General features: G+C 66.3%; 13 protein-coding genes. 9 read left to right on the forward strand and 4 right to left on the reverse strand.

Annotated elements, in window-relative coordinates; genetic code table 11:
- Genes CXY78_RS08200 through CXY78_RS08210 form a run of 3 tightly spaced genes read left to right on the forward strand, consistent with a single transcriptional unit; the run spans window position 1 to window position 2,693 of the window.
- A complete protein-coding gene (locus tag CXY78_RS08200) occupies window positions 1–1,302 on the forward strand; it encodes a hypothetical protein (RefSeq protein WP_104088956.1) in 1,302 nt (433 codons plus the stop codon).
- On the forward strand, window positions 1,302–1,880 hold the full coding sequence (locus CXY78_RS08205; RefSeq protein ID WP_104088958.1) for a signal peptidase I: 579 nt from the start codon (window positions 1,302–1,304) through the stop codon (window positions 1,878–1,880). Before CXY78_RS08200 ends, CXY78_RS08205 begins: the two co-directional genes overlap by 1 nt.
- A 3-nt stretch (window positions 1,881–1,883) precedes the next feature.
- A complete protein-coding gene (locus CXY78_RS08210; protein ID WP_140425676.1) occupies window positions 1,884–2,693 on the forward strand; it encodes an LPXTG cell wall anchor domain-containing protein in 810 nt (269 codons plus the stop codon).
- A gap of 42 nt (window positions 2,694–2,735) precedes the next feature.
- Here CXY78_RS08210 and CXY78_RS08215 read toward each other — a convergent pair whose 3' ends face one another.
- The gene (locus tag CXY78_RS08215; protein ID WP_233197470.1) at window positions 2,736–3,713 is read right to left on the reverse strand and encodes an NADP-dependent oxidoreductase; all 978 of its coding nucleotides are present in this window, start codon (window positions 3,711–3,713) and stop codon (window positions 2,736–2,738) included.
- Between the two features lie 124 nt (window positions 3,714–3,837).
- Complete coding sequence (locus CXY78_RS08220; RefSeq protein ID WP_369827282.1) at window positions 3,838–4,494, reverse strand: YqaJ viral recombinase family protein; 657 nt, start codon at window positions 4,492–4,494, stop codon at window positions 3,838–3,840.
- Window positions 4,495–4,672: 178 nt separating this feature from the next.
- On the opposite strand from CXY78_RS08220, the gene CXY78_RS08225 reads away from it, so the two are divergent.
- The 3 genes from CXY78_RS08225 (at window position 4,673) to CXY78_RS08235 (ending at window position 8,129) form a co-directional block, all read left to right on the forward strand.
- Window positions 4,673–5,785 carry a hypothetical protein gene (locus tag CXY78_RS08225; protein WP_104088962.1) on the forward strand — a complete coding sequence of 371 codons (1,113 nt, stop codon included), beginning with the start codon at window positions 4,673–4,675 and terminating at the stop codon, window positions 5,783–5,785.
- A gap of 68 nt (window positions 5,786–5,853) precedes the next feature.
- Window positions 5,854–6,600, forward strand: coding sequence for a response regulator transcription factor (locus CXY78_RS08230; RefSeq protein ID WP_092340412.1), 747 nt, complete (start codon window positions 5,854–5,856; stop codon window positions 6,598–6,600).
- A complete protein-coding gene (locus CXY78_RS08235) occupies window positions 6,600–8,129 on the forward strand; it encodes a HAMP domain-containing sensor histidine kinase (RefSeq protein WP_233206127.1) in 1,530 nt (509 codons plus the stop codon). Before CXY78_RS08230 ends, CXY78_RS08235 begins: the two co-directional genes overlap by 1 nt.
- 181 nt (window positions 8,130–8,310) lie before the next feature.
- Here the strand turns inward: CXY78_RS08235 and CXY78_RS08240 are convergent, their stop codons facing one another.
- On the reverse strand, window positions 8,311–8,772 hold the full coding sequence (locus CXY78_RS08240) for a MarR family winged helix-turn-helix transcriptional regulator (RefSeq protein ID WP_104088964.1): 462 nt from the start codon (window positions 8,770–8,772) through the stop codon (window positions 8,311–8,313).
- Window positions 8,765–10,501 (reverse strand): MDR family MFS transporter, encoded by a 1,737-nt coding sequence (locus CXY78_RS08245; RefSeq protein WP_233197468.1) that lies wholly within the window; start codon window positions 10,499–10,501, stop codon window positions 8,765–8,767. The genes CXY78_RS08240 and CXY78_RS08245 overlap by 8 nt, the downstream gene beginning before the upstream one ends.
- Window positions 10,502–10,831: 330 nt before the next feature.
- Between CXY78_RS08245 and rplJ the strand changes: the two genes are divergently transcribed.
- From rplJ to CXY78_RS08260, 3 genes are all read left to right on the forward strand, one after another.
- A complete protein-coding gene (gene rplJ / locus CXY78_RS08250) occupies window positions 10,832–11,347 on the forward strand; it encodes a 50S ribosomal protein L10 (RefSeq protein WP_092340410.1) in 516 nt (171 codons plus the stop codon).
- A gap of 52 nt (window positions 11,348–11,399) precedes the next feature.
- The gene (gene rplL, locus CXY78_RS08255; RefSeq protein ID WP_092340409.1) at window positions 11,400–11,783 is read left to right on the forward strand and encodes a 50S ribosomal protein L7/L12; all 384 of its coding nucleotides are present in this window, start codon (window positions 11,400–11,402) and stop codon (window positions 11,781–11,783) included.
- 276 nt (window positions 11,784–12,059) lie between these two features.
- Window positions 12,060–13,367 (forward strand): ABC transporter substrate-binding protein, encoded by a 1,308-nt coding sequence (locus tag CXY78_RS08260; protein ID WP_092340408.1) that lies wholly within the window; start codon window positions 12,060–12,062, stop codon window positions 13,365–13,367.
- Window positions 13,368–13,375 lie beyond the last annotated feature (8 nt).

The raw sequence follows: 13,375 nt of genomic DNA on the forward strand, positions 1-13,375 counted from the left end.
ATGACCCGTTCACGCCGCCAGGCTGTCGCTCGACCTCGCCGGCAGCGCCACACCGCCGCCCTGCTCGGCACCGTGCTCTTTCTCGTGCTCGCAGCCTCCGGCGCCGCCCATGCCGCCTGGACCACCGCGGCATCCCCAGCCACCGGATCCGTGACTTCGGGCAAGGTCAGCATCACACAATCCGGCTACGACCAGCTGAAATTCGATTACACGACGGGCAGCTCCACCACGACCAAGCCCATCACGCTCACCAGCGGATCCGTGCCGTCAACGTACACATTGACGTTCAGCGCCGTGTCGTCGCCCGCGGCGCTCGCCGGAGCTGTCACCGTCACGACGTGGCCGGTCGCCGCCGCCGCCAATTGCACCGCGAGCACGACCCTGCCCGGAAACCAGACCGTCTTTACCTGGGCGAGCGCAACGCCGATGACCGGGTCTTTGGCCGCGAATGGGTTCGTCGTGCTCTGCGTACGCACTGCGATGTCGTCCACGTCGATGTCGACCTACGCCGGAGGCCAGGTCGCGGTTCGACTCGATCCGAGCGCCGCCGTCGGTACCAACTGGAACGCCCAGGCCGAGTCGGTAACCGTGATACAGACTATTCCCGATGTCTCCCGGCCGACCTCACCGACTAATCTGACCGCCACATCGACAACGGATGCCGCCGCCACACTCACCTGGACGGCCGCCAGCGACAACGTCGGTGTCGCCATCTACCGCCTCTATCGCGACGGGGAGCGGGTCGGGCCGGACATCACCGGCAGAACCTACACCGATACCGGACTCAATGTTGGCACGACCTACGTCTACACGGTCGACGCTGTCGACGCGGCCGGCAACTTCTCGACCATGTCATCGGCCGTCACTGCGACCACCAGCCAGTCACCGTCGTCGACCAGCTGGTACCGAGTCAAGAGTGGGGGCCTGTGCGTCACGGGTTCCACCAACGCGAACGGACCCGTGACAGTGCAGGTATGCAACGAGTCGCTGACCACTCAGCTCTGGCAATATGACTTGGTCAACCAGAGCGACTACCTCATCAACTCGCAGGCAGCGGCCGGGCTGGCTTGGCAGCGCACCACCACGGCAGCTGTGGTGATGGCGACACGCAACACGCGTGACTCCAGCCAGCAGTGGGGCGGCACACTGTCGGGAAACGGTTTGTACCAGTTCGTCATGCAAGTGAACAAGAACAAAACGGAATGCATCACGGTGCCTAGTTACACAGCCGGAACCGCGCTGCAGACGCAAGGCTGCAGCGCCGGCAGCGCCCAGCAGTTCACATTGACGGCGGCGAACTGATGGGGCACGGTTCGAAGGGGGCCAGGCCGACTGGACTGCTGCACGCCCTGGGCCTGGCCGTCAGTGGTGCGTTGCTCCTGCTGGTGCTCATGCTGTTCGCTCTGCTGGTCATCGTGCCCAAGATCACCGGCGCGACCCCCCTGACGGTGCTGACGAGCTCAATGGAGCCACACCTGCCGCCCGGCACCCTGATCGTGGTCGGCCCGGTCAACACCGACGACCTCGTAATCGGAGATATCGCGACCTATCAGATTCACTCGGGCGAGCCGGCAATGATCACCCACCGCATCACCGCGATCAGCTCCTCCACGGACGGTACTCGGAGATTTCAGTTTCAGGGAGACAACAACAGCCTTCCCGATCCCGACCTCGTGCTCTCCGCCCAGATTCAGGGACGACTGTGGTATTCCGTTCCGCTGATCGGCTATGCCAATAACTTCGTCAACGGGGCGAGCCGAGCGCTGATCATTCCGGCAGTGGCCGTGGCCCTGCTCGGATACTCGGCTGTGATGCTCGTCGCTGGAGTCCGTGCCGGCCGCCGTCGTCCTCGCGGCGCCCATAGCCACTCGGTGGTCTGATCGATGCAGCCACGTTATACCCAGCCCCCTATTTGCGACTTCAGCGCACGTGCCCTTCGGCGCGGGCGCCTGCTCGGTGCCGTGGCCTCGGCGCTGTTGCTGGCGCTCCCGATACTTGCCGGTGCGGCCGTGCCGGCATCGGCTGCGGCACCCAAATCTCTGTCCAATGCTGCTCAGGCCAGCAACGCCCGGCTCGGCGACGTACAGGTCAGCTCGGACGGTGTGCACTTCGCGAGCAGTCTGCCGGCCGATTTGTTCGACGCTTATGGGACGCTGATTCCGAATGGGTCGATGCGGGCGTCCCTGTGGATCCACAACCCGAGCGACCAGCCCGCGGTCGTGCGGGTGAGTCTGCGTAGTGCGGAGGGGGCATCCGCTGGGCTGAATCAGTACCTCACCCTGGGCGTCACGACCCCTGCCGACCCCACCGCGCCCACCGTGACGTTCGCGGGCGACGCGGATTGTGCGGTGCTTGCGCCGGTTCAGCCGCTCGCCGCCGGCGCGACGCTGAGAGCCGAGGTCAGGATCGACATGACGAACGTGACCGGGCTGACCGGGCAGAACGAGACGGCGAATCTGGGCCTCGTGGTGTCCCTGCGCGACGCGGTCGCTGGGCCGTTTTCGTCATCGGCCTGCGCCGACACGGGTGTGGTCGTCGCAGTTCTGGGGGCTTCGTCAGCGGCGACGCGGCCGGCCGCCCTATCCCGCACCGGGGTTGACCTGCCCGTTCCCGCCATCGTCGGGGGCGTTCTTCTGCTGGGCCTCGGCGTGCTGTTGACGTTCCGCCGTCGCCGCGAACGGAACGAGAACTAGATCCCGCCGGCACTGCCGGCGGGCAGCGGATGCCGATGCCCGCTACGAGACGCGCAGCACGATCTTGCCGCGAGTGTGCCCCTCTTCGATCGCTCGGTGTGCCGCAGCGCCGTCGGCGAGTTCGAACACGGCGTCGACGTGCACGCGCACGGTACCCGCGTCGAGGAGCTTCGAAATCTCGTCGAGGGCTCGGGCGTCGGGGGACACCTTGAAACCGGTCGCGCGGCGGCCGGCGGCAGCGGCATCCGCTGCCATGGAGGGCCAGCTGCCGGTCGGCGCGTTCACGAGCAGGCCGCCTGGGCGCAGCGCGGCGAGGGAACGGGTGCCGGTGTCATCGTGCACATTGCCGATGAGGTCGATGACCGAGTCGAGGTCGTGGGCCTCGTCTTCGAAGCGCGTGGTCGTGTAGTCGATGACCTCGTCGGCACCAAGCTCGCGCAGAAAGTCGAGGTTGCGGGTGGATCCGGTGGCGATGACGTGGGCGCCCAGAACGCGGGCGAACTGTACCGCGAAGTGACCGACGCCGCCGCTGGCGGCGTGCACGAGCATCCGCTGCCCGGGGGCCGCCCCGGCGAGCTTGACCATTCCCCACGCGGTGAGGGCGGCGACCGGCACTGCGGCAGCCTCGGCATGGCTGAGCCTGGCCGGCTTGTGCGCGACGCTCATGCTCGACACCGAGACGTACTCGGCGAAGCTGCCGCCAGTGCGCGGCACGCGGCCCATGCCGTAGACAGCATCCCCGGGCTGCAGCGGAGAGGCCTCGAACGCCGCGCGCACAACCATGCCGCTGAAATCGTTGCCGAGAATGGCCGGGTAGCTTTCGATCGCGGCGGCGACGCCCTTGCCGGAGCGCGTCTTGGCGTCGATCGGGTTCAGCCCGGCGGCGACGACCTTCACGAGAACCTCGTCAGAAATCTGGCGTGGTAGTGGCCTCTCGGCCAGGTGCAAGACGTCGGGGTCGCCGGTCTGGTCGATGACGAGGGCGCGCATGGTCAGCGGAAGTTCGAAGTCAGGAGCCATGTCCTCATTCTGATGCATCCCGCCTCGGTGCATTGCGGACGGGGCCTGGGCCCGAGCCGTGGGCCCAGTTTATAAACTGGGCCCGTGGACGGGGCCTGGGCCCCGTCCACGAAGCGAGAGCAGGCTAGCGGCGGGCCTGCTGGTCGAGATTGTCGATCAGGGCATTGGCCAGGCCCACCAGAATCGCGATCTGGTCTTCGTCACGTTCGATCCAGCGACATTCGGGCACTGCGGCGACCGGCACGAAATCGAGGTGCTCTTCCCAGACCAGCAGCGTGCGATCCGCGCCGAGCACGTACTGCTGCCACCACACCTGCCGCAGATAGCTGCGCGGAACGCTGCGCCACGGCTTGCTCGTGGTCTTGATCTCGGCCAGGTGTAAATCTGCACCGATCAAGCCGACCCCGTCAGGCGTGGCCAGATGCCGCGGATGCCCGAGCGACCGAAACAGGTTCGTACTCGGTTCGATGCCGTAGTTCTCCAGCACCCACGCGGCAATGACCGGTTCCCGGGCCCGTCCATGGTCGGTGTAGCTGTTGCCGGAGAAGCTCGTGCCGTGCATTTTGTCGTGCGCCGCGTTCAGGATCGACTTGGGGGTCGACAGTTTGGCGACATCCGTTGCGGTGATGCCCTGGTTGCGGGCCCGCAGCCACGCGACGCGGTCGTTCGAGTCGGCGACGATGCGCAGCGTGTGCGGTGCGGGCGGCGGTACCAGAGCGGATGCCGCGGGGTGCGCCGAAGGCTGGTCCAGATCGAAGAGGGACAGCGTGGAATTCGGCACTCCTCTATTGTGTGCCCGCGCGCCCGGTCGGCGCGCCACCGCCACGGGGAGCCGCGGGATTGGAGGCCGCCACTCGCCTGCCGGGCCGAGGTCGCGCATCCGCTCGCTGTGAGAATCGTTATCGCGAAGAGACCTGGCTTCGCTAGCCTGAAGGAACGTCAACCAATCGGGGGAACGCATGAAGCAGTACCCAGCTCGATTCGCGCTCGCCGGGGCCGCCACGCTGGCCCTGCTGCTCAGCGGATGCGCCGGCCTACCCGGCTACCCGGCCGCCACCGACACGCCGATGGCACAGTTCGTCGCCGGTGTCGACTGCCAGGCGCCCAACCTCAACAACTGGATCCCCGTTCAGGACGGCGTCCCAGCCCAAACGGATCTGACTGCAACCCACCCGGACGCCCCGGCGCCTGGCATGGTCCCCGACGGCTTCGAACCCGTCGTCGCCTCCCTCTGTACCTTCTCCGGCAGCATCGACGACGACGAGGGCCGCTGGTCGGCCGTGACGATCGAGACCCGCAAGGGCGACTTCAGCGCCCTGCTCGCTGCGCTCGCCCAACCCAACGACCAACCCGGGCTCAACCAGGCCTGCACCGCCGACATGGAGATCGTGCCCGAACTCTGGCTCGAAAACGCCGCAGGCGAAGCCATGCGGGCAGCCTGGCCGCGCACCTCCTGCGGCAAAACCAAGCCGGCCACGAGCAAAGCGCTCGAGAAACTCGAGCTGACCGACACGGTGAAACTGCCGCTCGTGCTGCAGATCGCCCGACCCGCTCTCGACGCCGGCTGCGCCATGAGCACCGGAACCCCCGAACAGTCGCTGCTGTTCGGCACGACCGGCCTGCAGACCTACACCACCCAGATCGGGCAGGACCCTGAACCGATTCCGGTGCCGCCCGCCGAAATCCCCTCCTACGCCGGCGTCGACGGCGCGAGCGTCTGTATCTACACGGTTGACCCGGTTACCGAACCCGACCTCAGCGAACTCGAATCCATCGAGGGTTTCGACGACGGCATGCTCGGCTCGATGCTGACCCTCAGGTCGGGCACCTTCACCAGCGCGACCACCCTTGAAGCGGATGCCGCAGCGCTGCTGCCCTCCGCAGCATCCGCTCTGCAAGCGCCCGCGTGCGCGATTGAGCCCACCCGGTTCGCGGTGCTCTGGCCCGAGCGGGCTGGCACCGAGCTCGACACCCCGATCCAGGTCGAACTGAACGGCTGCCAGCGACTCTTCGTTCCGGCCAGCAACCCGCTCGTGCCCGCGCCGGCCCTACTGGCGGCCCTGATCGGCTAAGGCCGGCCACAGGCATTCGAGGGCGCACTCATAGGGCGTTCATAGACAACTGCCGGATACTCATCAGAATGAGCACACGTGAGAGCACCCGCACCGGCCATGGCCCGCGCCTGACCAAGGCCGACGGCAGCGCCATTAGGGTCCTGGTCGTCGACGACGAACCCACCCTCACCGATCTGCTCTCCATGGCCCTGCGCTACGAGGGCTGGGAGGTGCGCACCGCCGGTGAAGGCCGCCAGGCGCTCACCATCGCCCGCGAATTTCGGCCGGACGCCATCGTGCTCGACATCATGCTGCCCGACATCGACGGCCTGCAGGTGTTGCAGCGGGTGCGCGCCGACGGCTACGAGACACCCGTGCTCTTTCTCACCGCCAAGGACTCGCTGGACGACCGCATCGCCGGGCTCACCGCGGGCGGCGACGACTACGTCACCAAGCCGTTCAGCCTCGAGGAGGTCGTCGCGCGCCTCCGCGGCCTTATCCGCCGCTCCACCCTCGCCGTGGCCGACTCGATCGACCCGCGCATCACCGTGGGAGACCTCACCCTCGACGAAGACAGCTACGAGGTCTTCCGCGACGGAACGGCCATCGAACTGACCGCCACCGAGTTCGAGCTGCTGCGCTTTCTCATGCGCAACCCGCGCCGCGTGCTCAGCAAAGCGCAGATTCTCGACCGGGTCTGGAGCTACGACTTCGGCGGCAAGTCGAGCGTCGTCGAGATCTACATCTCCTATCTGCGCAAGAAGATCGATGCTGGCCGGGAGCCTATGATTCACACGGTGCGCGGCGCCGGCTACATGCTGAAAACTGCCTGATGGCGCATCTCAAGAAGCGCGAACGGATGCCGCGCCGCCGCGGCCGACCCCGCTCGCCCTGGACCCTGCAGCGGCGCCTCGTGCTCACCGTGGTCGGGCTGCTCGCACTCGTCAGCATCACGATCGGCGTGGTGAGCGTGGTCATCCTGCGCGCCTCGTTGCTCGATCGCCTGGACGTGCAACTCGCATCCGCCGCCGACCGCTCCGGCGCCGTGCTCGGCGGCGGAGACAACGACGGGGACCGCCTCGGCGATACCCCCGGCAGCACCTATTTCGGCACCCCCACCGCCAACAGCATTCTCAGCGGCCCTGCCCAACCACCCGGGCTGCTCGCCCTGGTCTATGACGGATCGAGCATCACCACCGGCTACACCGACGACCAGAGCGGCGCCATCGAAGAACTCTCCGCGCAGCAGGTGCAGCAGCTCGCCGACCACGTCAACCAGTCGGCCGCCGTCACGGTAAACCTCGGTGGCGAACTCGGCGAATACCGAGTGCAAGCCGAAACGTCTGGCAGCGGCACCCTGTATCTGGTCGGATTGCCGCTGTCGGGCGTCGAGGCCACGGCGGCTCAGCTGGCCCTGATCATCACGTTCGTCTCACTCGCCGGGCTCATTGTGGTGGCCATTATCGCGGCCTGGGTAGTTCGCCTCGCCCTGCGCCCGCTGCAACGCGTGACCGCGACCGCCACCCGGGTTGCGCAACTTCCCCTCGACCAGGGCGAAGTCTCCCTCGACGATCGGGTTCCGACCGGGGATGCCGACCCGCGCACCGAGGTAGGCCGGGTCGGTGCGGCGCTTAACCGCATGCTCGACCACGTCGACCTCGCCCTCGAAGCGCGACAGCAAAGCGAACGCAAGGTGCGCCAGTTCGTCGCCGACGCGAGCCACGAGCTGCGCACGCCGCTCGCGTCCATCCGGGGCTACTCCGAACTCACCCGGCGCAGCGGCCAGCAGCTGCCGCCCGACGCCATCCACGCGCTTGGCCGCATTGAAAGCGAGTCCGTGCGCATGACCGGGCTGGTGGAAGACCTGCTGCTGCTCGCCCGTCTCGACGAGGGCCGCGAACTCGAAATGGAACCGGTCGACCTCACCATGCTGCTCGTCGACGCCGTGAGTGATGCCCACGCGGCCGGCCGTGATCATATTTGGGACCTCGACCTGCCCGAGGTACCGATCGAGGCGATCGGCGACGAACCGCGTCTGCGCCAGGTCATCACCAACCTGCTCGCCAACGCGCGACTGCACACGGATGCCGGCACCACGGTAGTCGTCGCCCTCGCCGCCGTCGGCGACCGGGCCGTCATCACCGTCACCGACAACGGCCCGGGCGTCCCGGAAGACCTCACCAGCATCCTGTTCGAACGGTTCGCCCGCGGCGACAGCTCACGCTTTCGCGGAACCGGCAGCACCGGCCTGGGGCTGGCGATCGTGGCCGCGGTCGTCGCCGCGCACCACGGCGCTGTGTCGGTCGAGAGCGTCCCCGGCCGCACCCAGTTTCGGGTCGAACTGCCCCTCGCCACGGACTAGGAGTATCGGCCAGGGCGGCGCCGGATCGACCTCGCGCCCCCTCATCCATCGAGCCGTGATTTCTGTTCGCCGAGCTGTGAGTCTCGACTCGTTCCAGGGTGAAAATGGGGGTGAAACTCACGGCACGACGATGAGCCGGGGACGAAACTCGTGGCTCGGCGCGGGGTCAGAAGCGGTAGACCTAGTCGGGCTCGTTCAGCCGTTCCAGCAGGGTGGCGAACTGGTCGAGTTCGGCGGGAGTCCACCGGCTGAGTCGCCGATGCACCAGGGCCGTGCGGTTGCGGCGCACCTCGGCCAGTTTCTCCGTGGCGAGAGGCGTCAGGGCCAGAAATCGTGCCCTCCCATCGAGCGGGTCAACCCGGGTCTCCACGAGCCCAAGCGAGCAGAGCAGCTTGGCCTGGCGGCTGATCATGCTGCGGTCCACCGCGAGCACATCCGCGACAACGCTGGCATGGGATTCGCCCCGCCGCGCGAGTACGCGCAAGAGCGCGAGTCCGAACGGTTCGAGGGTCGGATCGATCACGGCCGCGGTCGACCGTGTGCTGGCTCGAATATTGGCGGCCAGCATGGCCATCTGCGCCTCGACGCGGGCGAGCTCGAGGGTGTCGCCATCCACGCTGGGTCGTTCGACCAGCTCATTCATCACGAGGTCCGCGGGTTGCGGGTGTTTGGGCCAGCCCGGCCGGCGGCAGGCCAGCGGATGCCGCACTCACCTCCACGAGAATCTCCTGCACGTCGTCCCCCTCCCGGTGAAAGGCCAAGTCTGCCGCAACGATAGCCGGCACAGCTGCCGGCACCAGGGCCGTATCGCGGGCCCGGTCGATTCCGGTCTCCGTGCCGAGCGGATGATTCGGCAGCAGCGACACCGTGAGCAGGGTCACAAGGGCCAGCGGCGCGCTGATCAGAAAGATCGTGCCGACACCGGAACCGTAGGCGGCTTCGACGATGATGCGCAGCACGTCGGGCAGTTGGTTGACCTGCGGAATGACGCCGTCACCGAGCAGGCGGCCGGCATCCGCTTGATTGGTCGGGCTGAGCCCGCCCACGCCGGTGGTGATTTGGGCCGCGACAACACTGCCCAGGATGGACCCCATCACCGAGACCCCGACCGCGCCGCCGAGGCTGCGGAAGAAGGTCACCGAGCTCGTGGCGACGCCGAGGTGCCGCACCTCAACGGTGTTCTGCACGACCAGAACGAGGTTCTGCATGACCATGCCCACGCCGGCGCCGAGGATGAACATGTAGACGCCGACGAAGACGAGGCTCGTGTGCACATCGAGGGTACCGAGCAGTGTGGTGCCGACGAGCATGAGCACGGAGCCGGAGACCATGATGGACTTCCACGTGCCGCGCCGGCTGATTACTGTTCCGAACAGGGTCGACGAGATGAGCAGGCCGCCCATCATCGGGATGGTCAGCAGGCCCGACTGGGTGGGCGTGGCGCCGCGGGCGAGCTGCATGTACTGGCTGAGAAAGACCGAGGTGCCAAACAGGGAGACACCCACCGCGAGGCTCGCAATCGCCCCGAGGCCGAAGGTGCGGTTGCGAAACAGGCTGAGCGGAATTATCGGTTCGGCGGCGCGAAATTCCACGATGATCGCCAGAGCCAGCAAAACGACGGCACCTATCACCATGGCCCACGAGGTCAGTGACAGCCACTCGAACTGGGTGCCGGCCAGGGTTACCCAGATCAGCAGCAGCGAGACGCCGCACGTGATCAGCGCGGCCCCGAGGTAGTCGATGCGCACGACCCGCTTCACCCGTGCCGGCAGGTGCAGGGTGCGCTGCAGCAGCACGATGGCCACGATTGCCACCGGAAGCGCGATGAAGAAATTCCAGCGCCAGCCGAAGGCATCCGTCACGACACCGCCGAGCAGCGGGCCGCCGATCGTGCCGAGGGCCATGACCGCGCCGAACAGGCCGGCGTAGCGGCCGCGCTCACGCGGGCTGATGATGTCGGCCATGATGATCTGGCTGAGGGCGACCAGGCCGCCGGCGCCGAGGCCCTGCAGCACCCGGAAGGCGATGAGCGTTCCCGCGTCCTGCGAGAACCCGGCGAGCGCGCTGCCGATCACGAACACGGCCAGGGCGAGCTGAATGAGCAGTTTGCGATTGAACAGGTCGGCGAATTTGCCCCAGATCGGCGTACTCACCGTGGTCGCCAGCAGTGTGGCCGTGACCACCCAGGTGTAGGCCGATTGCGAGCCCTTGAGGTCGCTGAGAATGAGTGGCAGCGACGTGCTCACCACGGTGTTGGCCAGGATCGACACGAACATGCCCAGCAGTAGTCCCGACAGCGCTTCGAGTACCTGGCGGTGGCTCATTGAACCCTCGGTGACCGGTTCGGAAACGGTGCGGCTGGCGCGGCCCATGCGACTCCCTAAGTGATTGACAGCTATCAACGATAGGTGGGTAGTTGACGGATGTCAACCATCTCGATCAGCGGATGTCGCTCCGCCGTCGATTTGCACGCGCCCGAATCGTGCCGTACAGTACATTTCAGCCACAGACCGCCGGTTGCTGCGCTATGTCGAAAGACACAAGTGCAGACGAAGGTTCATTCACGTGAACGGCCCGCGCAGGTGTTCGTAGTTTTGTTACAGTCTTTTGGATTGTTCCCCAAGCTCCGGCGCCCTGCGCTGGAGCTTTTTTCATGTCTGCGCCCCGGGCTACCCGGCACATGATTATTAATGAGGAGCACCATGGCGAACAAGGAAGCAACGGTCGCCGAGCTTACGGAGAAATTCGAAAGCTCGACCGCCGTTCTGCTCACCGAGTACCGCGGTCTCACTGTTGCGCAGCTCAAGAGCCTGCGTAAGTCCATCAGTGAGGACGCCACGTACGCCGTGGTAAAGAACACGCTCACCAAGATTGCGGCCAACAAGGCCGGCATCACCTCGTTCGACGAGGAACTTGTCGGTCCGTCCGCTATCGCCTTCGTGCACGGAGACCCCGTCGCCGTCGCGAAGACCCTGCGTGCCTTTACCAAGGCAAACCCTCTCCTGGTGGTAAAGGGCGGTTACTTTGACGGTAACCCGCTCACCGCAGCGGAGGTTGGCAAGCTTGCCGACCTCGAGTCCCGCGAGGTGCTGCTGGCCAAGCTGGCCGGCGCCTTCAAGGCATCGCTGTTCGGAGCCGCTTATCTCTTCCAGGCACCGCTGTCGAAGGCTGTTCGCACCATCGACGCGCTGCGTGAGAAGCAGGAGTCCGCGAACTAGGCACCTGCCTGATTCACGGTTCACGATTTTTTAGAAACTATAGGAGTACATCATGGCAAAGCTTTCCACTGAAGACCTGCTTGAGCAGTTCAAGGGCCTGACCCTCATCGAGCTCTCCGAGTTCGTCAAGGCGTTCGAGGAGACCTTCGAGGTCACCGCAGCCGCTCCCGTCGCCGCTGCCGGAGCCGCTGGCCCCGCCGCTGCTGCTGAAGAGGTCGAAGAGCAGACCGCGTTCGACGTCATCCTTGACGCCGTTGGCGACAAGAAGATCCAGGTCATCAAGGTCGTGCGCGAGCTCACCAGCCTGGGCCTCGGCGAGGCCAAGGCCGTTGTCGATGGCGCGCCGAAGGCCGTCCTCGAGGGCGTTGCCAAGGACGCTGCCGAGAAGGCCAAGGCTTCCCTCGAAGAGGCCGGCGCAACCGTTACCCTCAAGTAGTCTCTCCCCGCAAGGGGATCTGATTGAGGCGTAGCCGATGCGGTTTTCAAACTCATCCTGCGCAAGGGGCGTCGTTTCCGTAAGGAGACGGCGCCCCTATTGTCGTGCCCGCACGTGTACAACCCCAGTACTGGGGCCTTCGCAAAGCTGAAGCTTTGTCGTGAATTTGGTGTGAACGAAGAGCGACTCTAGGTTTGAAAGAGGAAGTGCTGACCCAGACCACTTAACCGGCCGATTTTTCGGGAGCGCGACCCCTGACTCGACGAAGAGGCTCTCTTGCGCTCCACCACACACCACAGACTGTTCACGCCGCTGGCCGGCGCCGGAATCCTGGCTCTGACCCTCGCCGGGTGCTCGTCAGGCACAACGGATGCCGCCGGTTCCGGCGAATTCACCGGCGACACCCTTGAGGTCTCCGCTGCCTGGTCCGGCGCCGAGCAGGCCAACTTCGAGGCCGTCCTGGCCGCCTTCGAGGAGCAGTCCGGTGCCACGGTGAACTACACCAGCTTCGGCGACAATGCCGCGACCACGCTCGGCACCCAGATCGAGGGTGGCAGCCCGCCCAACGTCGCGATGCTCGCGCAGCCCGCCCTGATGGACCAGCTCGCCGCCGATGGCAACCTGCAGCCGCTGTCCGAGGCGGCCAGTGCCGCCGTCGCCGAGAACTACTCCCAGAGCTGGGTCGACCTCGGCACGAGCGACGGCACCCAGTACGGCGTCTGGTTCAAGGCCTCGAACAAATCGACCATGTGGTACAACGCCGATCTCTATGACTCCGCCGGAGCGGCCGCTCCCGCAGACTGGGACGACTTTCTGGCGCAACTGCAGCTCGTGGCCGACTCCGGCTATGCCGGAATCTCCATCGGAGCGGATGTCGGCTGGCCGTTGACCGACTGGTTCGAGAACGTCTACCTGCAGACCGCCGGCGGCGAGATGTACGACCAGCTCACCAACCACGAAATTCCCTGGACCGACCCCTCCGTCACAGTGGCGCTGGACGCCCTCGCGACCCTGTGGGGCAACGACGCACTCGTGCAGTCCGGAGCCGCGCAGCGCACCTTCCCGGAGTCGGTCACCGAGGTCTTCGGTGCCGCCCCGCAGGCCGCCACCATCTACGAGGGTGACTTCGTGGCCGGCAACATCACCGATGACGGCAACTCGGTCGTCGGCGAGAACGCCCTGTTCTTCGACTTCCCCTCCGTGAACGGCTCGGCACCCGCCGTCGTCGGCGGCGGCGACGTGGCCGTCTCCTTCACCGATGACGCCGCCACCGACGCTCTCATGCAGTTCCTCGCCTCGCCCGAAGCGGCCGAGGTTTGGGTGCCAGAGGGCGGCCTCACATCGCCGAACAACAACGTCGACACCGCGCTCTATCCCGACGAGACCAGCCGTCAGATCGCCGAAGCCCTCACCGGTGCTGAAACGTTCCGCTTCGACATGTCCGACCTCACCCCGAGTGCATTCGGCGGCACTCCCGGCCAGGGCTTCTGGCAGATCATGATCCAATTCCTGCAGGACCCGAGCGACGTCGCCGGTACCCAGCAGGCCCTCGAGGACGCCGCCGCCGCGGCCTACGTCGACTAACCCCAATA

Origin of the sequence: Cryobacterium sp. N19 (genome assembly GCF_002929595.1) — a bacterium.
Classification (GTDB): domain Bacteria; phylum Actinomycetota; class Actinomycetes; order Actinomycetales; family Microbacteriaceae; genus Cryobacterium; species Cryobacterium flavum.